Origin of the sequence: Robertmurraya massiliosenegalensis JC6 (assembly GCF_000311725.1) — a bacterium.
In the GTDB taxonomy this organism is placed as follows: Bacteria; Bacillota; Bacilli; order Bacillales; family Cytobacillaceae; genus Robertmurraya; species Robertmurraya massiliosenegalensis.
Map to the genome: position 1 here is coordinate 335,094 of NZ_HE978514.1, position 25,689 is coordinate 360,782.

Annotated in this window: 24 protein-coding genes; 5 read left to right on the plus strand and 19 right to left on the minus strand. The window is 38.8% G+C overall.

The genetic code is table 11. The features are described 5' to 3' along the window. Positions 1–99: 99 nt before the first annotated feature. Positions 100–2,223, minus strand: coding sequence for a DNA helicase RecQ (gene recQ / locus BMSHG_RS15180; protein WP_019155304.1), 2,124 nt, complete (start codon positions 2,221–2,223; stop codon positions 100–102). Between the two features lie 149 nt (positions 2,224–2,372). Next, positions 2,373–3,170, minus strand: coding sequence for an HAD family hydrolase (locus BMSHG_RS15185; RefSeq protein WP_019155305.1), 798 nt, complete (start codon positions 3,168–3,170; stop codon positions 2,373–2,375). A gap of 279 nt (positions 3,171–3,449) precedes the next feature. On the opposite strand from BMSHG_RS15185, the gene BMSHG_RS15190 reads away from it, so the two are divergent. Continuing rightward, on the plus strand, positions 3,450–4,664 hold the full coding sequence (locus BMSHG_RS15190; protein WP_019155306.1) for an MFS transporter: 1,215 nt from the start codon (positions 3,450–3,452) through the stop codon (positions 4,662–4,664). Positions 4,665–4,722: 58 nt separating this feature from the next. On the opposite strand, the gene BMSHG_RS15195 is transcribed toward BMSHG_RS15190, so the two are convergent. The 8 genes from BMSHG_RS15195 to BMSHG_RS15230 form a co-directional block, all read right to left on the minus strand. Next, positions 4,723–5,163 carry a hypothetical protein gene (locus BMSHG_RS15195; RefSeq protein WP_019155307.1) on the minus strand — a complete coding sequence of 147 codons (441 nt, stop codon included), beginning with the start codon at positions 5,161–5,163 and terminating at the stop codon, positions 4,723–4,725. A 304-nt stretch (positions 5,164–5,467) separates the two neighbouring features. Then, complete coding sequence (locus BMSHG_RS15200; protein ID WP_019155308.1) at positions 5,468–6,190, minus strand: amino acid ABC transporter ATP-binding protein; 723 nt, start codon at positions 6,188–6,190, stop codon at positions 5,468–5,470. Beyond that, positions 6,187–6,906, minus strand: coding sequence for an amino acid ABC transporter permease (locus BMSHG_RS15205; protein WP_019155309.1), 720 nt, complete (start codon positions 6,904–6,906; stop codon positions 6,187–6,189). Before BMSHG_RS15205 ends, BMSHG_RS15200 begins: the two co-directional genes overlap by 4 nt. 78 nt (positions 6,907–6,984) lie before the next feature. Further along, positions 6,985–7,788, minus strand: coding sequence for a basic amino acid ABC transporter substrate-binding protein (locus tag BMSHG_RS15210; protein ID WP_019155310.1), 804 nt, complete (start codon positions 7,786–7,788; stop codon positions 6,985–6,987). Positions 7,789–7,965: 177 nt separating this feature from the next. Beyond that, positions 7,966–8,775 carry a formate/nitrite transporter family protein gene (locus BMSHG_RS15215; protein WP_019155311.1) on the minus strand — a complete coding sequence of 270 codons (810 nt, stop codon included), beginning with the start codon at positions 8,773–8,775 and terminating at the stop codon, positions 7,966–7,968. A gap of 128 nt (positions 8,776–8,903) precedes the next feature. Then, positions 8,904–9,710, minus strand: coding sequence for a basic amino acid ABC transporter substrate-binding protein (locus BMSHG_RS15220; protein WP_019155312.1), 807 nt, complete (start codon positions 9,708–9,710; stop codon positions 8,904–8,906). A gap of 166 nt (positions 9,711–9,876) precedes the next feature. Beyond that, positions 9,877–10,968, minus strand: a complete 1,092-nt coding sequence (menC, locus tag BMSHG_RS15225; RefSeq protein WP_235776395.1) for an o-succinylbenzoate synthase — start codon at positions 10,966–10,968, stop codon at positions 9,877–9,879. A gap of 91 nt (positions 10,969–11,059) precedes the next feature. Beyond that, complete coding sequence (locus BMSHG_RS15230) at positions 11,060–11,251, minus strand: hypothetical protein (RefSeq protein WP_019155314.1); 192 nt, start codon at positions 11,249–11,251, stop codon at positions 11,060–11,062. A gap of 547 nt (positions 11,252–11,798) precedes the next feature. Here BMSHG_RS15230 and BMSHG_RS15235 point away from each other — a divergent pair. Beyond that, the gene (locus tag BMSHG_RS15235; protein WP_019155315.1) at positions 11,799–12,305 is read left to right on the plus strand and encodes a hypothetical protein; all 507 of its coding nucleotides are present in this window, start codon (positions 11,799–11,801) and stop codon (positions 12,303–12,305) included. A gap of 200 nt (positions 12,306–12,505) precedes the next feature. On the opposite strand, the gene BMSHG_RS15240 is transcribed toward BMSHG_RS15235, so the two are convergent. The 8 genes from BMSHG_RS15240 to BMSHG_RS15275 form a co-directional block, all read right to left on the minus strand. After that, a complete protein-coding gene (locus tag BMSHG_RS15240) occupies positions 12,506–13,873 on the minus strand; it encodes a YjiH family protein (RefSeq protein WP_019155316.1) in 1,368 nt (455 codons plus the stop codon). Positions 13,874–14,393: 520 nt separating this feature from the next. Further along, complete coding sequence (locus BMSHG_RS15245; RefSeq protein WP_019155317.1) at positions 14,394–14,624, minus strand: excisionase family DNA-binding protein; 231 nt, start codon at positions 14,622–14,624, stop codon at positions 14,394–14,396. 566 nt (positions 14,625–15,190) lie between these two features. Next, positions 15,191–16,360, minus strand: a complete 1,170-nt coding sequence (locus tag BMSHG_RS15250) for a pyridoxal-phosphate-dependent aminotransferase family protein (protein ID WP_019155318.1) — start codon at positions 16,358–16,360, stop codon at positions 15,191–15,193. A 155-nt stretch (positions 16,361–16,515) separates the two neighbouring features. After that, positions 16,516–17,499, minus strand: coding sequence for a VanW family protein (locus BMSHG_RS15255; RefSeq protein ID WP_019155319.1), 984 nt, complete (start codon positions 17,497–17,499; stop codon positions 16,516–16,518). Between the two features lie 175 nt (positions 17,500–17,674). Continuing rightward, on the minus strand, positions 17,675–18,841 hold the full coding sequence (locus tag BMSHG_RS15260) for a TraB/GumN family protein (protein ID WP_148346969.1): 1,167 nt from the start codon (positions 18,839–18,841) through the stop codon (positions 17,675–17,677). Between the two features lie 111 nt (positions 18,842–18,952). Further along, on the minus strand, positions 18,953–20,470 hold the full coding sequence (locus BMSHG_RS15265) for an acetyl-CoA hydrolase/transferase family protein (protein ID WP_019155321.1): 1,518 nt from the start codon (positions 20,468–20,470) through the stop codon (positions 18,953–18,955). Between the two features lie 127 nt (positions 20,471–20,597). After that, a complete protein-coding gene (locus BMSHG_RS15270) occupies positions 20,598–21,242 on the minus strand; it encodes a LytTR family DNA-binding domain-containing protein (protein ID WP_019155322.1) in 645 nt (214 codons plus the stop codon). A gap of 93 nt (positions 21,243–21,335) precedes the next feature. Beyond that, positions 21,336–22,292, minus strand: coding sequence for a cation diffusion facilitator family transporter (locus BMSHG_RS15275; protein ID WP_019155323.1), 957 nt, complete (start codon positions 22,290–22,292; stop codon positions 21,336–21,338). A 128-nt stretch (positions 22,293–22,420) separates the two neighbouring features. On the opposite strand from BMSHG_RS15275, the gene BMSHG_RS15280 reads away from it, so the two are divergent. Both BMSHG_RS15280 and ilvA read left to right on the plus strand, forming a co-directional pair. Next, a complete protein-coding gene (locus tag BMSHG_RS15280; RefSeq protein ID WP_019155324.1) occupies positions 22,421–22,915 on the plus strand; it encodes a L,D-transpeptidase family protein in 495 nt (164 codons plus the stop codon). A gap of 68 nt (positions 22,916–22,983) precedes the next feature. Next, on the plus strand, positions 22,984–24,189 hold the full coding sequence (gene ilvA, locus BMSHG_RS15285) for a threonine ammonia-lyase (RefSeq protein WP_019155325.1): 1,206 nt from the start codon (positions 22,984–22,986) through the stop codon (positions 24,187–24,189). Between the two features lie 132 nt (positions 24,190–24,321). On the opposite strand, the gene BMSHG_RS15290 is transcribed toward ilvA, so the two are convergent. After that, positions 24,322–25,131, minus strand: coding sequence for a polysaccharide deacetylase family protein (locus tag BMSHG_RS15290; RefSeq protein ID WP_019155326.1), 810 nt, complete (start codon positions 25,129–25,131; stop codon positions 24,322–24,324). A 365-nt stretch (positions 25,132–25,496) separates the two neighbouring features. Between BMSHG_RS15290 and BMSHG_RS26305 the strand changes: the two genes are divergently transcribed. Next, positions 25,497–25,689, plus strand: a 193-nt coding sequence (locus tag BMSHG_RS26305; RefSeq protein ID WP_019155328.1) for a transposase, incomplete at its 3' end; no start/stop codon positions are given.

Below are 25,689 nucleotides of genomic sequence, written 5' to 3' on the forward strand. Positions count from 1 at the left end.
ACCTTCATGTAACATACTTTTCTCTTTCACATATCACTCTCTCCCACGTACAAGAGGCATTGAGATTCGTGCTCTCCATGCCTCTGAAATCGCCTTGAATTAATTAACTTGGCGTGTACGTAAGAAGACTTTAATCATCAAATAGGAGACTTCATCTGGAAGAAGTTCTTTGATTGGCTTCAACTTTTCTGCTCCAGCTTCTTCTACCGCCTGTTTAAGAAGAGGGAAATAGCGCTCGGGAATGATTTCAGATACAGTAATGTCCAACCCTTCTGCCATGCATTGTTGGATATGGTTCTCGATCGTACTTGTAGCCATCTCCCTCTTTTTGGCGATTTCTTTAACAGATAACCCTTCCTTAAATAGATGATACGTTTCCAGATGGGAGTTTTTCTCCCCTTTCTTCTTTTTCGCTTTCGGAGCTTCCATGATTGGTTTTTCCGTCATTCTCTCTGGATTTTCTTCACAAAATTCAATAATCCCGTTTATAAATTGTTCACCGTACTTCTCCAACTTCATTTCTCCAACACCACTAACGCTAAGGAATTCATCTCTACTTTGTGGTAATTTTATACACATATCCTTCAGCGCAGCATCGGAAAAAATCACAAATGGAGGTACACTTTCTCTATCAGCAATCGATTTTCGGATTTGACGCAGCTTTTCAAATAGTGGATCTTGTGTAGAAACCTGAACCACTTCAACAACTTCTTTTCGAAAGACTTGTTGCTTACCTAACAAGACTTCCTTCCCGCCTGGTGTAACAAAGATCGTTGGATATTGACCTTGTTCGACTCCAATTAGATCTTGCGAAATGAGAAATTCAATGAATTCACTTGCCTCTTTTGCACTCATCTCTTTTAGGATGCCGTACGTTGGCAATTGATCAAATCTTAGTTCCTTGATTTTTTTATTATTTGAACCGGTTAATACTTGAGCAACTGCCGTTTTTCCAAAGCGTTGCCCCATACGGATGATACATGATAAAACCATTTGTGCCTCTTTTGTCACTTCCACACTGGTGCGAGAATCTGTGCAATTGCCACATCTCCCACATCTTGCAGCATCCTCTTCTCCAAAATACTCAAGAATATAAGCCTGGAGACAGTTTTCAGTATGGCAATAATCAACCATTGCCTGTAATTTTTCAAGCTCTCCAGCAATTCTCATTCTGTCTGCCGATTGGTCGATCAAAAATCGTTGCACCTGAACATCTTGCGAAGAATACAAGACAATGCATTCACTATCAAGACCATCTCTACCTGCACGACCCGCTTCTTGATAATAACTCTCCATATTTTTAGGGAGTTGATAATGAATACAATAGCGAATATTTGATTTATCGATCCCCATACCGAATGCCGAAGTTGCGACCATCACCGTTGTTTCATCTTGAAGAAACTTCTCCTGCTCCCGTTTTCTATCGTTATCGCTCATTCCCGCATGGTAACGGCCAATGCGAATTCCTTCTTTGGATAATTTTTCGTAAAGTTGATCAACCGTTTTCCTAGTGGCTGCGTAAATAATTCCGCCCTCTTGTTCATTCTTTTTGACATATTCTTTTAAAAAGGCATAGCGATCCTGGCCCTTTATGACATTAAATGAGAGGTTTTCACGCTCAAACCCCGTCATAATCGTTTGACGCTCATCAATTTGTAATGTGTCGCAAATATCCGTACGTACTTGTGGAGTAGCGGTCGCTGTTAACGCCATAACAAGAGGTTTTTGTGGAAGTTGTTCAATCAGTCTTTGAATTTGCAGATAGCTTGGACGAAAATCATGTCCCCACTGGGAAATACAATGGGCTTCATCCACGGCTACAAGGGGAATATCGAGTCCTCTTAATTGCTCAACGAATTCACGTGATTCAAGTCGTTCTGGAGCGATATATAAGAGCTTATATTCTCCATAAATGGCAGCTTCCATTCGTTCATTTGCTTCTTGAAAACTTAAAGAACTATTAATAAACGTGGCTGGAATTCCTACTTGTAAGAGGCTATCAACTTGATCCTTCATTAATGAAATAAGTGGTGAAATAACAATCGTTGTACCGGGTAAAACGAGAGCTGGTATTTGATAACATATCGATTTCCCTCCACCAGTAGGCATGATACAAACCGTATCTTTGCCAGCTAGAATCGATTCGATCGCTGCCTCCTGCCCTTTTCGAAAGGAAGAATACCCAAAATGAGCCTGTAATAGTTGTTTTGCTTGTTCTAACATTTGCATGACCTCACTTTTGAGAGGGATATCGGCGATTTTTTGGATATATCGGCGAAAATTTCATTTTATCGGCGAAAAAATGAATATATCGGCGATAATCCAATTTTATCGGCGAAAAATAAAATATATCGGCGATTCCCTCATTTACTTCATTTTGCTTGATTAACTGTCTCTAAAATGTCAAAAAGCTCGTCCAGTTGGCTGATTTCATAATCTGGTATTACTTCATTCCGTGCTTTATTATGGCGATTAATCCATACCGATTTCATTCCTGCCCGTGATGCCCCTAATATATCAGTCATCAAGTTGTCGCCAACCATTATCGCCTCCTCCTTTGAAACATTCATTAGTTTAAGGGCATGCTCAAAAATGGTTGGATCTGGTTTACCACGTCCAAATGCTCCTGAAATGACGATTTGATCAAAGTATGGGGCAATTTCTGGTGTGATTGCTAACTTCGTATTTTGTAAATCTGGAGAACCATTCGTTAAAAGCAATAATGTATAGTTTCCTTTAAGCCTGTCCAAAACAGAAAATGTGTCTTCAAATACAACAGGATGTTTTCGACGTTCTTCCGGAAAACGCTCAGCTAGTACGGCACTGAAATCTTCATCCTCAATGCCAAGTGTCCGTAATCCGCTCGCCCACGCTTCCTTCCGATATGCAGGAACAATCTCCTTCATTTTCCGAAAATGTTCATCATGTTCATCGAGAAAGTTTCCCCATAAGCCTTCAAACGGATTAATGCCAATCATTTTCGTAAAAGGATATGTTTCATACGATGCGTAAAGTTCCTTTGCCGCTTTTCGTACTGCTCCTTCCAATTCTTGCGGAGAAACTCCGTATTTTTCCTCTGCCAACCTACATGTAGCAGCAAAAGCTTCTTCCACACTTCTATGATCCCAAAGCAGTGTATCATCTAAATCGAAAAAAATCGCTTTAATCAAATTCATTCCTCCCCATTCATTGCTATTTAGTTTCTAGATTACAAGGAAAAATGGAAATAGTAAATAGAAGGGCATGTCTTAAATCGATCAAACGTTTGATTTTTTTTTCACTTTTTTGAGCCCTCTAAAAAAACCGAACAATTGCCTTAATCAAGCGTTTGTACAAACCCATTTTCCTTTGGAAATGAAAAAAGTCAAGTAAATTTCTTGTAATTTTTCATTATTCAGTTATTATATTATTTAGGAAAGCGAAATTTCTTCTGAGAAAGAAGTGTTCATATGGACGAACAACTTATCGCAAAACGCAATTTGAAAATCATGTGGTTTGCCAACTTTTTTATTGCTGGGAGTATGACAATGGTCCTCCCTTTTATCTCCCTTTACATTGATTCCTTCGGCAATTTCTCCGACAAATATGTTCAACACTGGTCTGGGATAACTTTCGGTGTCACCTTTGTTACAGCATTTATTTTTTCACCACTATGGGGACGAATTGGGGATAAGTACGGACGCAGAAAACTCCTTATCTTCTCGGCCTTCGGAATGGCCTTTTCAATTTTATTAATGGGATTTGTTCATTCAGTATGGCAGTTATTCCTGTTACGCATGTTTATGGGAGTATTCGCCGGATTTATCTCCATGTCTCAAGCTTTTATCTCCACTCAAACTCCAAAAGAGATTGCCGGAAGAGTCTTAGGCACTTTGCAAACTGGAACGATTACAGGGCAGTTAATAGGACCTCTTTTAGGTGGTGTGCTTGCGGATACATTTGGTTATTCTGCTACATTTAAATGGACTTCCATTGCCATTTTCATCTCAGCAGTGCTTGTTATTACAACGAAAGAGTATAGGATGAAGGATGTTAAAGGCACAAAAACTTCTTATACAACGAAGGAAGTCTTTAAACATATCAGTCGAAATCCACTGTTATTAAATGTACTTTTAATCTCTACTCTGATTCAAATTGCCCATTTTAGCATTCAGCCTATTCTTTCCTTATATGTAAGTGAACTTCATGGTCCAGCCAATTTAGCCCTATTCTCAGGGATTGCCTTTTCTGCGGCAGGACTTGGGAATTTAATGATGGCTCGTCAATGGGGAAAAATGGCCGATCGCTATGGCTATATTAAGATTCTGATTGCCTTATTGTTCATTGCCGGTCTCGTCTATCTGCCAGGAGCCTTTGTCACGAATATTTGGCAGCTAGTGGTGATCCGTTTTATCTTGGGGGTTGCTATCGGGGGGATTGTGCCGGTGCGTGTAGCGTATATTCGTCAGGAAGCACCGATTGCGATGCAAGGAGAGGTACTCGGATACAACACCAGCCTCCGTTTTTTAGGAAATGTAATTGGCCCGGTTATGGGTGGATTTATCGCTGGATATTTCGGTATTTCATCGGTCTTCATCATTACAAGCTTGCTACTCATCTTAAGTGGATTCCTTTTATATGCCTCTATGCAAAAGAATCCAAAGTTAGTGAAACATTCTGCCTAACTAGAAGAACTGGAACATTTCTTAAATCAAAGAGCTCGCCACTTGGCGAGCTCTCATTTTATTGAATCTCAAATTCAGTTAGGATATTTTGATCGTTTTCGTTTTGGTAGTAATGAATGATAACCGGTGTGCCTGCTTCAACGGCTTGGAAATCAATATCAGCTACACCTGGATCAAGTGTTTGCAATACAAGTACATCAGACTCGTTCTGTACTTCAATGGAATGTGTATCCACGACACCGTTAAATGTCGTTTCTTCTGTAATCACTTCGCGATCATTTTCCGTTGTTGCTTGATCTTCTGTTTCCGCTGCATCATTCGTTTCTGTTTCTTCACTTGCTTCGTTCTCGTCTACAGCATCATTGTTTTCCTCAGCCACTTCGCTTGTCCCATTTTCAGGATTGTCACTACTTGCTTGATCTTCTGTATCTGCTGTACCACAAGCTGTCATGACGAGTAAGGTAAGGCCAGTTAATAATGTCATCAAAAGTTTTTTCATTTTCTTCACCTCATCCTTTTAGACGTAATTGAATGTAGAAGGTTACATTCTTAGTATCAACGAAAAAAATCCGAGCATTCAATAAGCCCGGATTTCGTAAAATTATGATTATAAAACGCTGTTTTCGTATAGATTGTAGTTATTTGTAAAAACCCAGAAGCATAATTTTACCCTCATATCACGGTTATGGCTATACATGAAAGTGTGCAACAGCACTTTTCGCTCCCTAAATCAGGCTCTTATTGCTTTCCAAAATAAATTAGTTTTTTTCGAAAGAAAATAAACAATGTATGCGAAAAGAGCCTTATAAAACTTTACTCAAAAACGCCTTTGTCCGTTCATGCTGAGGATGGTCAAACAACTCATGCGGAATGTTTTCCTCAACGATATAGCCACCGTCCATGAATAAAACTCGGTCTCCTACCTCACGGGCAAAGCCCATCTCATGGGTAACGACAACCATGGTCATTCCTTCTTTGGCTAATTGTTTCATGACTTCTAATACTTCCCCTACCATTTCAGGGTCAAGTGCTGAAGTCGGCTCGTCAAAAAGCATGATTTTTGGTTCCATCGCGAGTGCTCTGGCAATCGCCACACGTTGTTTTTGTCCGCCTGATAAGGAATCTGGATAGCTTTTCGCTTTTTCTTCAAGCCCTACTTTTCGCAATAACTCAAGCGCTTTTTCCTTTGCCTTGCTTTCTTCTACCTTTTTGACCTTAAGAGGTGAAAGCATGATATTTTCTAACACTGTTTTATGTGGAAAAAGATTAAATTGCTGAAATACCATACCCACTTCTGCGCGAATTTTATTAATATCTGTCTCTTTCGCCGTAACGTCGACACCTTCAATGAAAACATGTCCATCTGTAATCGTTTCAAGTAAATTGAGGCAGCGTAAAAAAGTTGATTTTCCAGAACCAGAAGGACCGATGACGACGACTACTTCCTGCTGCTTAATGGTAGCATTAATATCTTTAAGCACTTCATTAGCACCAAACGATTTTTTTAATTTTTCTACTTTGATCATTCTGTTGCTAACCTCTTTTCTAGACGACTTAATAAATAGCTTAATGTTAATGTTAAGAAGAAGTAGATTACAGCCGCTGTTAAAAATGGCTCCCAAACTTTATAATATTGACCTTGGAATGCTTTGCCCCAATACATCAATTCAGGAACAGCGATTAAAGCTGTAAGAGAAGATTCTTTTATAAGGACAATAAATTCATTTCCTAAAGGTGGAATCATTCGTTTGAACGCTTGCGGAAGGATGATATATCTCATTGCTTGTATATGGTTCATTCCAAGAGAACGAGCAGCCTCCATTTGTCCCTTATCAATTGACTGGATACCAGCTCGGAAAATCTCCGCAATGTATGCAGCTGCATTTAAGGATAGAGCTAATATCCCAGCAGCTATTCCATTTGTTGTCCCAAGCAGAGCAGGAATAACACCAAAATGAATCAGTAAAAGTTGCACATAAAAAGGAGTTCCACGGAAAAAAGCGATGTAAAATCGGAATGGGAAGCTTAATAACTTATTATTGAGCATCTTTCCTAAACCGATTAATAGACCTAATATCGTTCCTATTAAAATCCCTATGAGGGAAATTCCAATTGTATAAAGTGTCCCTCTTAAAAAATAGGGAGTATAATCCACAAGCCAATCAATCCTTAAGCCTGTTAATTCCGTTAAGGATTGTGCAAATCCAAAAGAAAATGTTGATAACCAATTCATCATATCCATCTGTAATTCACCTCATTTTCTCAAAAAAATTGCGTAACACTATACATAGAGTTACGCAATTTCCTCTCGTTTGTGCCTCTATTGTTGTGCTTTCAGGTTGTCTACATCTGGTTCTGAGCCAAACCACTCTTCATAGATTTCTGCATACTTTCCACTATCAAATACTTTATTAATCGCTTCATTTAATTCAGAAACTAGTTCGCTATCCTTCGGGAACATTAAGCCATAGTATTCTGCTGCAAAGGAAGGATCTTCAATAACAACAAGATTTTTTTCTGGGTTATTTTTCGCATATTCTTCGATTACGGTATTATCAGCGACAACAGCATCCGCTCCTCCAGCTTCAAGCTCCATAATCGCTAAGTTATTGTTTTCAAACTTTTTGATATCCTTACTATTTTTACCTAAAATCGCTTCAGCTGTTTCTTGTCCTGTTGTACCATTCTGAACGGCTACTACCTTACCTTCTAAATCGGCTCCACTTTTAATATCGCTTCCTTCTGGAACCAATATTTTATTAGTAGATAAGAAATAAGGGAAGGAGAAATCGTACGTTTGTTTTCGATCATCATTTATCGTAATCGCCGAAATCGCTAAGTCAGCTTCTTTCGATTCAATTTCGATAAATAGTGGATCCCAACCAACATGCTCAGGTTGTACCACTTCATAGCCAGCTTCTTCTAAAACGGCACTTAGAAAATCTACATCAAATCCAACTACTTGATCTCCTTCTAATGATTCAAAAGGAGCATATGCTGCATCTGTTACAACACGAAGCTTTTTCTTTTCATCGCCACCACTTGTTTCACTTGATCCACATGCGGCAAGTAGCATAACAAGCCCCATGATCATGATTAATCCTAATCTCGTTACTTTCTTCACAAATCTTCCCCCTCAAATAAATTTTAATTTAAAAATTTTCTATAAATTCTGATATAACAATATTATACTGAGTTAAGATTGCGTTCGCAACCTAAAATCTATTAATAAAGTCCTATACTAGAATAAAAACGATTAAAGTAAGTGGGAAGATTTATGATTTTTATCCTTATGTGACCCTTAACTCACCTTCAATGATTTTTTTTCAGATTGCTTGCTATGATCCTCTTTCTGAAGAGAAAACCAATAGAGCATTGCGACAAAAATTGAGCCACCAACTAAATTCCCTAGAAATACTGGGATGAAATTCGAGAAGTAATCGAACCAAGTTAAATATCCTGCAAAAATAGCCGCCGGTATTACAAACATATTGGCTACGACGTGCTGAAAACCGATCGCAACAAAAGTCATCGTGGGAAACCAAATGCCAAGTATTTTTCCAGACGGAGTTTCTGATCCATAACAAAGCCAGACAGCTAATGCGACAAGCCAGTTGCAACCAATTCCTGAAACAAACGCTTGTACAAATGTTCCATCAAGCTTATGTTCAGCAATATGTACCATTTTTTGCAAATAAAGTCCTGATTCTGTTAGACCGACAATGTGGCCAAAAAAGTAGGCAACAAACACCGCTCCTAGAAAGTTACTTAGTGTAATTATGACTATATTTTTCATGAGAGCTGTCGTCTTCACTTTTTTTGCATATGTGGCCAATGGTACGGCCATCATGTTGCCTGTTAGCAATTCCCCACCTGCCATTAATGTTAAGATAAGGCCAATTGGAAATAATGAAGCTCCTAGAATCGTAGATATTCCTTCTAATTCTCCCCCAAGAGGAGCTGTGGCACGGATGTACAGCAAATAGCCAAGTGCAATAAAAGCTCCAGCTTGGAATCCTAAAATGAGTGATTTCATTAATGGATAATTTGCTTTTTTGACACCATGCTTAATTGTAATTTCTGTAATTTCTTCCGGTTTATAATAAGCCATAAGGACACGTTCCTTCCGCTTTCGGTATATTATGTGAAAGAACACACATACTCAATTTTAACCTATTTTACGCTCTATGCCTGTGAACATTTTGAGTATGTTTTCACAGCGGAAGGAATCGTCAGTCATTATTGTGCTGCTTTTAATCCATCTACATCTGGTTCAGTTCCAAACCATTCTTTATAAATTTCAGTGTATTTTCCATTCTCTAGTACTGTATTCACAGCCTTATCAAAATCAGCCTTTAATTCACTATTTTGGGGGAATAACAAACCATAGAATTCAGAATCAAAATTCTCTTCATCTGACACAACGACTAGTTTTTGATCAGGGTTGTTCTTCACATAAGTCTCTACTACCGTATTATCAGCAATGACAGCATCTGCCCCACCATTTAAAAGTTCTAGAATAGCTAGATTATTATCTTCAAACTTCTTTATGTTTTTGCTGTTTACTCCTAGAAGTGCTTCGGCTGATTCCTGACCAGTAGTTCCATTTTGAACAGCAACTACCTTATCCAATAAATCTTCCGCACTTTGAATATCACTGCCTTCTTTCACCAATATCATATTTGTTGATAGGTAGTATGGTACGGAAAAGTCATAGCTTGCTTTTCTTTCATCTGTAATGGTAATAGCTGCTACAGCTAAATCAGCAATTTCGTCTTCTATTTCAACAAACATTGCATCCCAACCAGTGTGTTCTACTTTTACTTCATATCCAGCTTCTTCAGCGACTGCATTGATAAAATCGATATCAAATCCAGTAACTTTATCTCCTTCTAAATATTCCATCGGTGCATAAGCTGCATTTGTTACTACTTTAAGGACCTGTTCTTCACCTTCTCCTCCTGTTGTGTTACTTGTCCCACAGCCAGAAAGAATGACCACTATCGTCAACATCATTAAAAAGCTTAGCTTAGTTAGTTTCTTCATTTTACATTCTCCTTTTGTCTTACAATCTAGTAAGTACGTTCTCTTTGATATGTTGTAATTATACTAACATATGATTATTTATGCAATATATTTTTATAAAATATTATTTTTATAGCATATATTTGCATATGGATGTATAAAATATAAAAAAAGAAGCCTCAAGGATTTACCTTAACGCTTCTCTCTCAAATATTCTCTTCTTAACACGATATTCTTCTACTGCTGCCCAGTCGAGATCATAGCCAATCCCAGGTGTCGTTGGAACCTGTATAACCCCCTGTTCCATCTTCACTTCTGGTATGACGATATCTTTTTGCCAATAGCGATTAGAAGGAGATGTATCACCTGGTAAAGTAAATTGCTCTAAAGTAGTAATGGCAATATTATGTGCTCGTCCGATCCCTGCCTCTAACATACCACCACACCAAACGGGGATATTATGAATTTTGCAATAGTCATTGATTTTCTTTGCTTCTGTTAATCCGCCAACTCGTCCGACTTTGACATTGATGATTTGACATGCCCCTAACTCAATAGCAAGTTTTACATCATCAAGAGAGTATATGCTCTCATCTAGGCAAATGGGGGTTTGCAATTCTTTTTGTAACTTTGCATGTTCGATAATATCGTCTTGGCCAAGTGGCTGTTCAATCATCAATAAATCGAGATCATCAAATTTCTGCAAATGAGCGATGTCGTCTAATGTATAAGCTGAATTAGCATCAGCCATCATGGAAAGGTTCGGAAATACACGTCTGACTTCTTTTAACACTTCCAAATCCTTTCCAGGCTTAATCTTCAACTTGACGCGCTTATAGCCATCAAGGACATATTGCTCGATTTTCGACAGTAGATCTTTTATCGTTGGTTGAATCCCCACACTAATCCCAACATCAATCGCTGTTTTCGCTCCGCCTAAACAAGTCGCAAGAGGGAGATTTTGACGCTTAGCATACAGATCCCATACAGCCCCCTCTAAAGCAGCCTTCGCCATATTGTTTCTTTTAATAATGGCAAATCGTTCTGAAACTTCATCAGGATGATGAATGGGTTCTTGAAAAAGGAGCGGAATTAAGAAATCCGACATCATATGCTCAATTGTTTTTACCGTTTCCTCTGTATACCATGGACTTGCAAACGCAACTGATTCTCCGTAGCCTCGTACCCCTTCTTCATCAATCATTTCAATGATGAAAAATTCTTTATCTTGCATCGTACCAAAGCTCGTTGAAAAAGGGTCTTTCAGTCGCATCACCATGCGGTGCAAAATAATTTGCTTGATATTTATTAATTTCGAGGACAATCTCTTCGTCTCCTTGAACATTCTTCTAAGGGCATCTATTCAAGCATTATACGCCCATTTTTCTTCTTGTATTGCTCGGCTTTTTACTTTGTTGGCTTTTCATTTTTTTCGTCGTAAGGTCCCCGTTCACTCTTCCTTTATTAGCGTTTGCCTGATTCTTTTTATTTTCCAACTGTTGCTTCATTGCTTCTTTCAAGCTAATTTTCTTTGGTGCTTCAGATTGATTTTTCTCTGTCATAAGTATGCGCTCCTTTTCATTAAGACTGTATTTGTTTAAAAATGTGGAATTTACTCAAGTTGTCGAATTCAAAATGTACGAAGGTAAATTAAGAAACGAACATTTTTAGCACTTTTCTTTCAACCTCTGCTTACAATTCTAATCTTTATATTGTTTCCCGTTAACTTCGTTCGTTTTTTAACTTGAGAAGGACAAATCTGTAATTTACTTAAGTATAATCTATTTACTGTTAAATGTGAAAAAACGACCACATTCTGTTTCTTCTTTCGGCGCTGTATAGTAATACCATCCAGCCAACATTCCTTTTGATAAACTTCTCAAACGATGCTGCTGTAGCTTTAACAGTGTTCTCGATAGTTGTTGCTTTGATCTTGGAAATTGTCTTTCTAGTTCTAATAAGAGCAGTTGGAAAAACAGCGCTTATAAAAGCATCATTATAATTCTATAGGCAACTGTAGCTTTCTTCCTTATTTTTAACTATTTTATAAAATGGCCAGGAACCTTTCAGCTTTTCCCCTTCATACATTATTGTTATGGAGGTGGACCATTGAAAAAATTACTAATGCTGCCCGTTTTACTTTGTTTTTTGGTGATTAGTGGCTGTTCTTCAGAGGATCCGGTCAAGACAGAATTAGAAACTTACTTAAATGAAGAGCTTTCGAGTATTATTGGATTAGAAACACAAGCGATTTCAGCCTATGATAGTGTCACTGGAGTCAATTACACGTCTGACCAATTATTGTACGACGTACTCTTAACGGAAGTGATTCCAACCTACCAGGATTTTATGAATAAGTTGGAAGCTATACGTCTTGACACAGAGGAACTGCGAGAAGTTCATGAAGGATATATAGAAGGTGTGAATACACAATATAATGCATTCACTCGCATCGTCACGGCACTTGAGCAACAAGACCGAGCGATCATTGAAGAAGCAAATGTAATGCTCGATGAGGCACGAAAGCTAATACGCGATTATAATTACAATATCGAAAAATTAACGAAAGAACATGAAGTAGAAATGAAGGAGAATTTAAATACATCAGAAATATAAATAAAAGGTCGATCCCTCAGGTGAGGGGCCGACCTTTTAAGTATTCGCTGTTTTCGTATAGACTGTGGTTATTTGTAAAAACCCAGAAGCCGGTATTAGGTTATGGCTATATATGAAGGATGCGACGGCAATTTTCGCTCCCTAATACAGGCATGTTGTTTCTTAATGCTCTCCCAAAGTTTGCGAAAAGAGCCGAAATTTTAAAAAATAATATGGGCAGCGATCACGATGATCGGCAATGTAATAATTGTCCGTAATAAGAAGATCAGTATTAAATCTTTCAGGTTAAGAGGAAGCTTAGAACCAAGCAATAATCCGCCTAACTCTGACATGTAAATCAATTGCGTGACCGATACGCCGGCTATCACAAATCTTGTCAGTTCGCTTTCTATCCCACTGCCAATGACAGCCGGAAGGAACATATCGGCAAAACCAATGACCATAGTTTGGGCAGCAGCTCCTGCTTCAGGAACTTGCATCAGTGCAAGAATCGGTTCAAATGGCTTCCCAAGAATCGTGAAAAATGGAGTAAATTCAGCAATCACAAGAGCAACTGTCCCAATCGTCATAACAATTGGTAACACGCCTAACCACATATCAAGGACATTTTCGAATCCTTCTCTTACGGTTCCCAAAACACCGTTATTTTTTCTTGCCTTCGAAACAGCTTCTGACACGCCCCATTTTAACGGAGATTGACCTTGTGGAATCGGATTTTCAACCGTAATTTTGACATTATCGTATCCAGTGTCCGCCTTTCTTGAAAGCGGAGGAATACGTGGCATAATTAATGCTGCAACTAAGCCAGCTACAACAATCGTAACGTAATATGGAACAAAATAATCGTCTAAATTCATGTATTGAAGAATCGCGATGGAAAAAGTGATCGATACAACTGAAAAAGTAGTCACAACAACAGCCGCTTCTCTTTTCGTATAGTAGCCTTCTTCATATTGTTTCGTCGTTAAAATGACACCAACCGTACCATCTCCAACCCATGATGCAAGGCAATCTAGAGACGCTCGGCCAGGCAACGTAAATACAGGTCTCATCACCTTCATTAATAACGCACCGAAAAACTCAAGTAACCCGAAATTTAACAATAACGGCAATAAAAAACCAGCTAATAAGAAAACGGAGAAAAGAATAGGTACTAAATCATAAAGAAGGAGTCCACCCGTATTTTCCGAGTATATCCATTCTGGTCCAGCTTGTAATAACGTAATAATGGCCACAATCATACCAACTAGTCGGGCAACGAGCCAAAACTTATTAACCGTAAACAATCGGTTCAAAAATGGACTCTCCATTATAACACGTGGTTTGAAAAGAACAGCAACAATTGTTCCTATAACAGAAAGAGAAATCAAGATTACCGCAATTGTTGGAATCGACGCTGCCAAAGTCTCAGTTAAAAGATTGGCGATCAATGCCACTGGAATCGTAATTCCTTCACCTGATTTCACAGGGACCATAAATAAGGAGATTCCAATTAAGGACGGGATTAAAAACTTAAGAAAATCTATCAATGAATAAGACATTGCTTTTGAATTTGGTTCATTACTCATCGTAAACACCTCTTGTCTATTGTATTTTAACGTTCATTCATAAAAAATATTCCGCTGAGTTGATTTCACAAAGAACGAAGGTATATTAAAAAACGAACATTTGTAGTGTTTTTCGTTCAAACTCTACTTGATAGTTTAATATTTGTATTATTTTTAGAGATCATCGTTCGTTTTTTAACTTGAGAAGCACAATTATGATATTGAATACGCTATATAAAAAATTAGGATTGAGTGTTGGATAATTTCTATTAAATTATTTTCCTAATATACTATTACATTAATTCCTTAAACATAATAAATGATATTAGACCCCGATTGCAAGTAAAATTTGCATAAACCGGATAATAATTTTTATATTTATGCATCTTTTACAAAGTGATGTTCTCTTTTGCGATTGGAATCTTGTAATAGACAAAAATAAACAGACGTATGCGTTGGCATACGTCTGATAGAAAACTCGGTTCGCACTTCAGCCCGGGATGATAAATAGCCGGATAGATTCCGCCTCAGAAACGCATTCTTAGTCTTCATCCTTAACATCAATATCTTCCGGGATCGGTTCATTAAGAATCTCTTCTACTAACTCTTTATATTTTTCCAACTGTTTAAGATGGGTTTGGAACTGGTCTCGATTCACCAAATATTGCTCCCCATCATGTACAGCACGAATCCGTTTTGCTAAGATTAGCTCTGTGACAGCTGATTCTGTTAAGGACAAATATTCCGCTGCCTCTTTTACCGTTAAATACATGAAAAACTCTCCATTTCTCCAGTTAATCAAACGATTGATCTGATTTCTTTGATACCTAAACTATATTATAAGTCAATTTTGCGAAAAAGAGGCTGGGAAATAACTAGCTTCAAATTCACCTTTCTCTATTTTTGAGTGTTAATTTTGCCATGAACGCAACACCCATTGCGTTTCCTACCTTCAATTTTCCTTGAGCAGAATATCGAGTGAAACACAAATTACCCTTCAAGAATCCGGTTTATCTAAATTTAATTTTGCTCCAACCATCTCTCACGCTTAAGCGGAAATTTTCCTGTTATATAGTCATTGGAGTCCTTTTTAGGCGAAATAACGGAAGATTTTCCGCTTATGGAGAGCAAAAACGTTTATTTTGACATTTTTTCAGTGCATAGCAGGAATTTCTCCTGTTATTTCGGCTCTTTTTCATGATGGTGGCTCATTAAGCGGAATTTTTCCTGTTATTTTTTCATCCCGATACGCCACAAGTCGAGGGAATTTTATACACTCCCAACTAGAATCAAAAAGTCGTTACTACCGACTTTTTGACTCCAGCCTCTTTATTCTCCTTAGTTCGATACCATTAAAGCATTTTCTCGAAAAGCAGCAACTGCTTTTTCAATCGAAACATCTAATCCAAATTCGTTCAATGTCTCACCAATTAATACTATCGCTTTTTCAAGCATTTCAACCGTTGTATTCCCCATATGTCCAATTCGGAATGCTTTCCCTGCTAAATGAGCCAAAGCACCAGCAACGATCAATCCCTTTTCAGCCAGTGCAGCACGAAAAGCTGCATCATCAATTCCCTCTGGATATCGTATACAGCTTAATGTTGCTGCAGCAACCGATTCATCTGCCAATGCCTTCATGCCATATTTGGAAAGTCCAGCTCTTACAGCTGTACCGAATGCCAAATGGCGCTTATAACGGTTCTCCAACCCTTCCTCTAAAACCAATCTCATTCCTTCTTCATAAGCATAGACAAGATTTACAGGTGGAGTCGCAAAGTATTTTGATGGATCCTTCATAATCGGAATCCAGTTATAAATATCGCCATAATAAGCTGAAACCCGTTCCATTTTTTCTCGGACAGCAAGTGCTGTTTGGTTAAATGCTATAATCGCCAGACCCGGTGGAACGCCGATTGCTTTTTGTGACCCTGTTAACACAACATCAATTTTCGCATCAGAGTCACCATATGCTTTACTCATATCCTCTTCCATCGCCGCTGTTGCGCATACACCATCAAGAATGACAAGAGCACCGTATTTTTTTATAAGAGGAACGAGCACATCAAGATTGGCTGCCACACCCGTTGATGTGTCGGCATGGGTAATCGTGACTGCTTTATAATGACCTGTTGCAAGCTTCGCCTCTATCTCTTCTGGAGCAACTTGTTTTCCCCATTCTGCTTGAAGGACGTCTACTTCAATTCCAAATGCTTGTCCTAGCTTAATGAAACGATCGCCAAAGTAGCCATGACTAATGACCAAAAGCTTCTCTCCAGCTGCCACCGTATTTACTAGCGCCATTTCCATGGCAATCGTTCCTGAACCTGAAATGACAAACACTTCACCATCTGTTTTTAACATCGCTCTTGTCTTTTCAATCGCACTTTTGTAAATGGCAACAAACCTAGGGTCCGTATGACTTCTCGTTTCACTCGCTAATGCATCGTAAATTGATTCTACCACAGGCGTTGGACCTGGGATTAATAACATTTCTTCATTCCGCATATTCCTTGTCCTCCCTAAGCATTCATTTGTCTATCTAACTCCTATTATACTATTTAAATCGCTTTCATCTATCATTGTTGGAAGATTTTCAAAAAATCCCCAGAAAAAAAACAGCCCTTCTTAAGAGCCATTTGCAGAATGGATAAAGTTTTTCGTTATAATTCACCATTTAATTTCTTTGCATACTCCTCAGAGGTTCTCACCTCTACGGTTAGTGAGCCACCTTCGACAAATGCTTTTATTAAAAATGGCACATCATGTGGATTTTGAAAACGGAAATTTAAGCCACCATATGATACAGTCGCATCCCTTCCAACTGGAACATACCCAATACTAATCGAATGGTGATGCCATTCAATATATTCTACTCCGATCGCATCAACCGCATTAAACAAGGTCGACGATGTTTGACAAACACCACCGCCAATCCCTTCAACAAGCTCTTTATTGACAATTTCCATCGCCTTTTGATAGCCACTTGCTTCATCTCTTGGTCCAACAATCTCATTATAGGAGAAAATATCTCCTGGTCCGAAAATAACATTATTAATAGCGGCAGCTGATAATTCTATATTCTTCGCTCTGCCAACGACGCCACTGTCAAAGTACGTCGTATAAGAACTGATGACCACTTCATCTAATTGTGATACCTCATCTGGAGAATACTGGCTTTCCGTTACCTGTAATGGCAACTCAACTTGACCACCTCGTTCACTCGCTTCGAGCACCCTCTTGACCAATTCTTCTTCTTGAAGAATGACCATTGGCTTCCCTTTTTGAATCTGTCCATTCTCATCGATTTTATCGAGAACCATCCTTTGATCAAAGCCCTCCGAATCTTCCGTTCCCCTTGCTAATTCCCTCGCCCAGTTTTTGAGCTCCGTTTGAAAGACAGCATCTTCTACTTCCAATTCCTTCAGATTAAAAGTTCTGATAATTTCCTTTGTCAACGGATTGACCACATCAATCATCAACTGCATCTTCTCTTTTTCTATCACTCTGTTATTTATCTCTACTGCAGCTGCGACCCTATGTGGCTTCATGTTTTTTACTACTTTCTCTGTTTCTTTTGAACAACCCCCTAATACAAATAAAATCACAACAACGAAAAAAAGACCTTTCCAACGAAATTTCCCCATAGTTCCTCCCCATACTTATTTTCTCTATACTCTCCATCAAGGAAGGTATTACCATTTCCCATTGTATGCGGAGCAATCCCTACATATGCTGGGGAAACAAACCATTTTTTCCCTTTGCATAGGAGAAATTACGGGATTTCTTCCATGAAAAAAAGCCTACTCGTAATGAGTAAGCTTAGAAATTTTCGAAAAATAAGCGAATGACATCAGCACCACCAATAAAGGTACCTAATGAACTGCCAAGATTGGCGAAGACGATGACGAGTAAAACACGCGTCACTTTATTGGACCAAAATCCTTTAACTGTGAACACATCTTCCGTTAATGTTTCAAAGTCGTTCACGCTCGGTCTACTAAAATAGGCTTGGACGAATCCTGCAAACCAACCGGCTGCAAGGAGTGGATTAAGCGATGTGATCGGAGCTGCTATAAATGCCGTTAATATGGCAATCGGATGTCCTAATGCGATAGCAGTCCCAATCGCTGATAATGAACCATTCCAAATTACCCAGCTTAACGTTTGCTGCAAGCCAGCATCAGGATTAGCAAAAAACGTATAAGCAATAATGGCCAAGATAGCAATTGGAATCGACCAGCCAATGATTTTGGGAGCCTTTGATTTTGGTGGAAGCTTGGACAATTGCTTTAAGTCATGGTCCTTTTTTATTTCTTCCTGAATACCTGGAACATGGGCTGCTCCTAAGACGGCTACAATTTTTTTACCTGGTGCTTCTTTAATTTTTTGCGCTAGGTACTGATCGCGTTCATCAATTAGAGGCACTTTTAAACGAGGAAAGGACTCGGTAAATTCATTTAATACCGTATTAATCATATCCTTGCTCTTCATTTTCTCCAGTTCTTCTTCAGAAATCGTGTCTTTGCTGAAAATGCTTGCTACCACTTGTGCAAGAAGCTGCGCTTTCCCCCAAAGTCCAACCTGATGCCAAATTCTTGAAAAAGTCGTTTGAATATTTCGATCAGCAAGCACTAACTTTGCACCTGTTTCTTTCGCTGATTCAATCCCTTGAATCATCTCTTGTCCAGGTTGAATGCCTAACTGACTCGCCATTCTCTTTTGGAAAGAAGAAATAGCCAAATTAATAAGCAATAATGATGCTTTTTTCTGCTTAATAACACTAAATATGTCCATGTTCTTCCATGAGTTTCCTGCCATGATCGATTGGTACCGTTGTTCATCTAGCTCTACACAAACAGCATCAGGATTTTCTGCTTCAATTACTTCTTTTACTTGTTCAGCACTTTGTTTTGATACATGAGCCGTACCAATGAGTATGTATTCTTTTTCATCTAATAAAATTCTCGTTATATTTTCATGTTCCAATGACATAGATTACCTTCCTTTATGAAGCGATAATACCTATTATTATACACTATTCACCTTTGAAACGAGAAAAATCAGTCTTCCATTTTTCATGGAAGACTAAAAAGAACGTTAACGATTTACTTTTTTAGAGGCAAATAACATCGAGCCGTTTTCTGCAAACTGACTATGCCAAGAAAAAGCCTTTTCTAACACATGTGGTGTTTGCCCTCCGCGAGAAAGTGCTTCTGTATAATAGTCCCATAATTGTTGGCGATACATTGGATGGGCACAGTTTTCAATGATTTTCTCGACTCTTTCTCTTGGTGCTAAGCCACGCAAATCGGCATATCCTTGTTCGGTGACGACGATATCAACATCATGCTCCGTGTGGTCCGTATGGGAAACATATGGAACAACACTAGAAATATTTCCACCTTTTGCAATCGATTTTGTGACAAAAATAGCAAGACGTGCATTGCGAGCAAAATCCCCAGAACCCCCAATTCCGTTCATCATTTTCGTCCCTAAAACATGAGTAGAATTCACATTTCCATAAATATCAAATTCTAACGCTGTGTTAATGGAAATTAATCCGAGGCGTCTAATGATCTCTGGATGATTGGAGATTTCCTGTGGACGCATGACAATTTTATCGCGATATTGTTCAAACTGACTTAATACCTTCTCCATCTTCTCTTCTGATAAGGTAATAGAGCAACAAGAAGCAAAATGGACTTTCCCCGCATCAATTAAATCAAAAACAGCGTCCTGTAATACTTCTGAATAAACTTCTAAATCATGAAACTCCGAATCTAACATCCCGTGCAGAACGGCATTGGCAATTGAACCAATTCCTGATTGCAGCGGTGCAAGCTTAGGAGTGAGTCGTCGTTCTTCAATTTCGGAACGAAAAAATGAAATAAGATGATCAGCCATTCGTTTTGTCTCTTCATCTGGTGAGACAATTGTAGAAGGAGAATCTAATTGATTTGTAAAAACGATCCCCTTCACTTTATTGATATCAACCGGAATTCCGATCGTCCCAATACGATCATCTACTTTTTTCAATGGAATCGGCTCTCTTTTTCCTTGCTGACCTGGATCGTATAAATCATGAACCCCCTCTAATAATGGTGATTGAGACATATTGATTTCAATAATGATGTTTTTGGCATGCTTAGCAAAAGTTAAGGAGTTGCCTACTGAAGTTGTTGGAATCACCCATCCATCCTCTTGAATAGAAATCGCTTCCAATATTGCGTAATCAATCGAATCAATGACGCCTGCACGGACCAATTCTGCTGTATGAGATAAATGGTGATCAACAAATAAATGTTCACCTGCATTAATTTTCTTCCTCATTGTCGCATCCGCTTGAAACGGTAGGCGTTTGTTAATGATACCCGCTTCTGCAAATAAGCGGTCTACATCAGAGCCCAAGGATGCTCCAGTAAACACATTAACCTTAAAGCTTTCTCGTTCAGCTCGCTTCACTAAAGCAAATGGAACTGCTTTTACATCCCCAGCTCGTGTAAATCCACTTAAGCCTAACGTCATCCCATCTTGAATCCACGATGCCGCTAATTCCGGTGTGACAACACGATTTTTTAACGCTGGAATGCCAATCCTCTCTAATTGTTTTTCCATCCACATCCCTCTTTCTGTAACCCTTTTCAATAAATTTTAACGTATGTAAGTTGCAGATAGAGAAATCCGAGTTAAAGAAGGAAAAATTTAAATAAACCAGAAAATTCAAACTCTAAAGCACGAAGAACTAAAACCCTAAAATCTTCCGGAAATAACTTGAGTAGGACTGACTGACATGGATTCGCATTCCATTTTTCATTTCCAGTACAAAAGTAGAATGAGTATCAGGATAAATTTCTTGAATATAATGTACATTGACGATATAGGAGCGATGACAGCGAACAAATGAATCACGAGGTAAAATATATTCAAACTCCTGCAAAGAATGTTTGTGGACACCCGAGTACTCTTCTCCGTGTACATAAGTCTTCCGGTCCTTAACCTCTAAATACAGCACCTCTGAATAAGGGAGTGGCTTCCATCCGTCTAAGGTTTTGATTGTGACCACCGATTTCCCGTTCGTATGGGCAGGATAAATCGCTGTCACACAGCCTTCCAAAACCCCATCATGATAAAAAGGAACAGCCATGCCGTGATAAGGAACACCAAATACATCACGGTCAATAAACTCTGAAACTTTTTGCCCTGATCTGATTGCTTTATAGGCAATCGTCCCTTTTTTGACAGGATCGCCTGCTTTTATTTTCAGATTGATTCGTTTGCTTGGACGGTAATAGATGTATTCTTTTGGATTTGAAACAGCTATCGAAATCTCATCAGAAAACAATTCTCCCATTACATCTAAAAGGGAGCTCAATGACAAACTTTCCATCTTTTTATCCCACCTACCTAATATGAACCTAGTAGCTATTTTATCATTGTAGGAAAAAAAAGACTTCAGAAAATTGACTGAGCTCCCGCAAGGTTAAGTAGTCGTATTCCAAGACCGAATCCCATCGTCCTCATCAAATTCGATAATAACATCGGTCACGCCTTTCATTTCAAAAATTTTTGCTTCAATTCGGTCCTTAATTTGGCCGGCTTCTCCTACACTAAGGTTTGGATCAATCTCTAATTTCATTTCAATATGGAAATCCTCTCCTTCCTTCACTGCATATAACGTTTGGATATCTTTAATTTCTGGTTGTGTTAATATATATTTGGCGATAACTTCTTCCAAATCATCATCTGCTTCACCAAGAACTCCTTTTGCATTGTCTAAAAACACCCTACCAACGACAAAAAACATCATAAGCCCGATTAGAATAGAAGCAATTCCTTCAGCTGCATGAAAGCCAGCAAAATAGGCAAGCAAAATTCCAATAATGGCAATGACTCCACCAAGTGTAGCGACGAAATCTTCCATGAAGACAAGCTTTGTTGCTGGTTTCGCTCTTTTTAGATGGCCAAAGCTCTTAGATATGATTGCCATTCCTTTTGCCTCCACATTTGTCTCATGGAGCACCTCCTTCATCGCCTTGAAAAGGACGTATGATTCCAAAAGAACAGCTACTCCTAATACCAAAATATTGATGAGAATCCCCTTTGATTCTGTCGGGTGAAGAATATGATGATACCCTTCCTTAATCGTTTCATAGCTCATTATTCCAACAATGATTACAGCCCCAAGTAAAACCAAATTCACCAGACGGCCAAACCCATTTGGATAACGGTCAGTCGGCAATTTTTTACTTAAAGCACTGCCAATAAATACGAAAAATTGATTTGCGGCATCTCCTAATGAATGCATCGTTTCTGCAAACATGGCTACATTGCCTGTATAAAAGTAGGCAACTCCTTTAACAGCAGCAATAATCGTATTAACAACAGCCGCAATTAATGATGATTTATTTCCTTGCCTCAAGATGCTATTTCGTTTCATCGTTTTCCTCCATCCAAGATTTGTCCAGTATTTATAGAATTCACTAAATCAATGCTTCTTATTTATTTATCGGAAACTCTCTACTGTCTTCACATACACTGTACTATCTAAATAGGTGGTGAGCGAACATGATCCATACTGTAAAAGTAGGGGAAACACTTCATCAAATTTCAAGAGATTATCGTACTCCTCTGTCCTCCATCATTCAGGCCAATCCAACAATCAATCCAAATATGCTCTATCCTGGGCAAGCAATTGTTATTCCAGGGTTTCCTGACATTCATACGATCCCTTATACAATTGATGTCTCTACTTCTAATCGTACATTGACACTTCTTGGGGATGGGGTACAGCAAAAACAATATCCAATTGCCGTAGGGAGAATGCTTCATGAGACCCCAATCGGCAATTTTATCATAATTAATAAAGCCCCAAATCCCGGCGGACCTTTTGGAACGATGTGGCTGAGTTTGTCGAAAGAACATTATGGAATCCATGGAACGAACGATCCGAACTCCATCGGTCATGCTGTTTCAAGAGGATGCATCCGAATGCATAATCATGATGTCGAAGAATTAGCTAGCATTGTCCCCATTGGAACCCCTGTTTTAATCCATCCTTAATTGAACGAATATCCTTTTTACCTCTGTGAAAAATAAGAGAATACTGGCTTTCAAAAGGAGAAAAACTGATGATTTCATATGAGGATATTGTGATGGCACATGAAAAAATGAAAGGCATTGTACATGTAACTCCACTTGATTATTCACGTACTTTTAGCAATTACGCCCATAATGACATTTATTTAAAATTAGAGAATCTGCAGAAAACAGGCTCTTTTAAAGTTCGAGGCTCTTATAATAAAATGAGCTCCTTATCGAAAGAGGAATTGCAAAAAGGAGTGGTCGCTGCTTCAGCTGGCAACCATGCTCAAGGAGTGGCATATGCAAGTACTATGCTCGATATTCCCTGTACGATCGTAATGCCAATAGCTGCTCCATTAAGCAAGGTTCAAGCGACAAAAGAATATGGAGCCAACATTGAATTACAAGGAAATTCTTTTGATGATGCGCTTTGCTATGCACTGGAACTACGAGAAAAAACAGGGGCAAGCTTTGTTCATGCTTTTGATGACGAGGCCATTATCACTGGTCAAGGTACTGTCGGGCTTGAAATAATCGAGCAACTTCCTGATGTTGACGTGATCGTTTGTCCGATCGGAGGTGGTGGGCTCATTGCTGGCTTGGCTGCTGCAGTGAAGGAAAAACATCCTCATATCAAAATATACGGCGTTGAGGCGAGCGCCTGTCCAAGCATGGCGATGTCCCTTGTTGAAGGAAAACCGATCACCGTTGAAGCTGATCCAACGATGGCCGACGGAATAGCTGTCAAAAAACCTGGACAAGTCCCGTTTGAACTTGTCCAAAAATATGTCGATAAAATTTATACAGTGAATGAGTTAGAAATTGCTCGGACGATGCTTATGCTCCTAGAAAGAAATAAACTACTCGTCGAAGGTTCGGGAGCAGTCGCACTTGCCGCCATGCTCTATCAAAAAATTCCCATTAAGGACCAAAAAGTTGTTTGCCTTATAAGTGGAGGCAATGTGGACGTCAGCTTTATTTCTAGAATCATCGAACGAGGAATGGTGGAAGCAGGGAGATTCATGCGTTTCAGCACCATTCTAAAAGATCAGCCTGGCAACCTCGAGAAAATATTAGAAGTCGTCACGGAAAGAAGGGGCAATGTTCTCGACATTTCATTAAGTCATATCGGGAATAAAATTTACCCAAGCTATGCACAACTCTCTCTCTCCGTCGAAACAAAAGATCAAAAACATATCGAAGAGATTGTACAAGCATTAAAGGATAATGGGTATGATCCGGAATTGGGTTAGGTTATCGAGGTTAGATTTTTCAAAAAAGGGCCTGTCCACAATTCGGACAGACCCTTTCTATTTGAATCGTGTTGTTTTTTCAGCCGATTCCCTGTTTATTGCCGATCTCACGCAAAAAGTAGTCTCTCACCATCATTTTCGATACGGAATATTCAACAACTCTGGAACAGTTGCGAAGTCAAGCCCTTGTTCTCTTATTGCCGGAATGATTTGACGCAGGGCTCTCACCGTGTTCGTTCGATCCTCATCCCATGCTGCACCATCATGCATGAGGATGATGGCACCTGGATGGAGATTACTTACCACATTATACGTAATTTGATCAGGTGGAGATTCATGCCAGTCTAATGAATCAACCGACCAAGCTACTGCGGTATAATTCATTTCTCTCAATTTTTCTACAAGCTCATTGTTTAAGAATCCATAAGGGGCACGAAACAGCTTTGTCCGATAAGCAATCAAATTGGCTAGACTATCTTCAGTTCGCACGACTTCCCTTTGTAATACATGAACATCTTTCTCCTCAACTAGATTAGGGTGCCAATATGTATGATTGCCAATAATATGTCCGTCCTCTGCAATTTGTTTGACCAAATCAGGATATGCCTCAGCCCTCGAACCCATTAGAAAAAACGTAGCTTTAATTCCGTTTTCCCTCAAAATGTCCAAAATTTGTGGAGTAAATCGTGGATCAGGTCCATCATCAAAGGTTAACGCAACCATTTTCGATGATTGTGGTCCACTTAAAACAACTGTTTCTGGATACCGCTCTTGCAGCAAAAAATTAGAAACGGGATATCGTACGCGTTCCTTATTTTCTGAACCACCTTCTAATTGAGGTAATCCTTGCGGCTGCTGTCCATGTATCCCTTCCACTCTCGTGAATAATGAAAAAGCAACGATTAAACATAACGCCAGCCATTTTAACCATATTCTTCCCATCACTTGCCACTCCTTTCAAGACCTATAATTTACAATTAGTATCTTTATTGGAATATTTCTTTATTCTTTGTTTTTAATGGAAAAGCGTAAAAAGCTCCTACAAAATGTAGGAAGCTTCCGGTTGTCTCATTCGATCCAACCATCTCTCCCCTTAAGCGGAATTTTTCCTGTTATCTCCTCGATGGACCCCCTTTTAGGAGAAATAACGGAAGATTTTCCGCTTATGGAGAGCAAAATCGTTTATTTTGGCATTTTTTGAAGGAATAGCGATTAAGTCCATATAATTGTGTAAAAAGAAAGAGTCAAATTAATTCCTTTTGTCAACAATGTTATCAGCGACGAAAACAATGTGGAGGGAATTAATTATGACTCAATTTCAGTTTAACCTAAATATCGATGATTTAAAAGAATACGTTATGAACTCTAATATAGACGCTGTGATCAAAGCGTCTATCGTCCTGGTGTTGAATTCTTTTATGGAAAAAGAACGCGATGACTATTTACAGGCCGGTTCTTATGAACGGTCTAGTCTACGTCGTGACTACCGCAATGGATACT

Bases quoted from the DNA above. Each gene is read 5' to 3' on its own strand.
- recQ (WP_019155304.1), bottom strand. From the start codon at position 2,223: ATGTTAGAACAAGCAAAACAACTATTACAGGCTCATTTTGGGTATTCT.
- BMSHG_RS15190 (WP_019155306.1), top strand. From the start codon at position 3,450: ATGGACGAACAACTTATCGCAAAACGCAATTTGAAAATCATGTGGTTT.
- BMSHG_RS15195 (WP_019155307.1), bottom strand. From the start codon at position 5,163: ATGAAAAAACTTTTGATGACATTATTAACTGGCCTTACCTTACTCGTC.
- BMSHG_RS15200 (WP_019155308.1), bottom strand. From the start codon at position 6,190: ATGATCAAAGTAGAAAAATTAAAAAAATCGTTTGGTGCTAATGAAGTG.
- BMSHG_RS15205 (WP_019155309.1), bottom strand. From the start codon at position 6,906: ATGGATATGATGAATTGGTTATCAACATTTTCTTTTGGATTTGCACAA.
- BMSHG_RS15215 (WP_019155311.1), bottom strand. From the start codon at position 8,775: ATGGCTTATTATAAACCGGAAGAAATTACAGAAATTACAATTAAGCAT.
- BMSHG_RS15220 (WP_019155312.1), bottom strand. From the start codon at position 9,710: ATGAAGAAACTAACTAAGCTAAGCTTTTTAATGATGTTGACGATAGTG.
- menC (WP_235776395.1), bottom strand. From the start codon at position 10,968: ATGGTGATGCGACTGAAAGACCCTTTTTCAACGAGCTTTGGTACGATG.
- BMSHG_RS15230 (WP_019155314.1), bottom strand. From the start codon at position 11,251: ATGACAGAGAAAAATCAATCTGAAGCACCAAAGAAAATTAGCTTGAAA.
- BMSHG_RS15240 (WP_019155316.1), bottom strand. From the start codon at position 13,873: ATGAGTAATGAACCAAATTCAAAAGCAATGTCTTATTCATTGATAGAT.
- BMSHG_RS15245 (WP_019155317.1), bottom strand. From the start codon at position 14,624: ATGTATTTAACGGTAAAAGAGGCAGCGGAATATTTGTCCTTAACAGAA.
- BMSHG_RS15250 (WP_019155318.1), bottom strand. From the start codon at position 16,360: ATGCGGAATGAAGAAATGTTATTAATCCCAGGTCCAACGCCTGTGGTA.
- BMSHG_RS15255 (WP_019155319.1), bottom strand. From the start codon at position 17,499: ATGGGGAAATTTCGTTGGAAAGGTCTTTTTTTCGTTGTTGTGATTTTA.
- BMSHG_RS15265 (WP_019155321.1), bottom strand. From the start codon at position 20,470: ATGGAAAAACAATTAGAGAGGATTGGCATTCCAGCGTTAAAAAATCGT.
- BMSHG_RS15270 (WP_019155322.1), bottom strand. From the start codon at position 21,242: ATGGAAAGTTTGTCATTGAGCTCCCTTTTAGATGTAATGGGAGAATTG.
- BMSHG_RS15275 (WP_019155323.1), bottom strand. From the start codon at position 22,292: ATGAAACGAAATAGCATCTTGAGGCAAGGAAATAAATCATCATTAATT.
- BMSHG_RS15280 (WP_019155324.1), top strand. From the start codon at position 22,421: ATGATCCATACTGTAAAAGTAGGGGAAACACTTCATCAAATTTCAAGA.
- ilvA (WP_019155325.1), top strand. From the start codon at position 22,984: ATGATTTCATATGAGGATATTGTGATGGCACATGAAAAAATGAAAGGC.
- BMSHG_RS15290 (WP_019155326.1), bottom strand. From the start codon at position 25,131: ATGGGAAGAATATGGTTAAAATGGCTGGCGTTATGTTTAATCGTTGCT.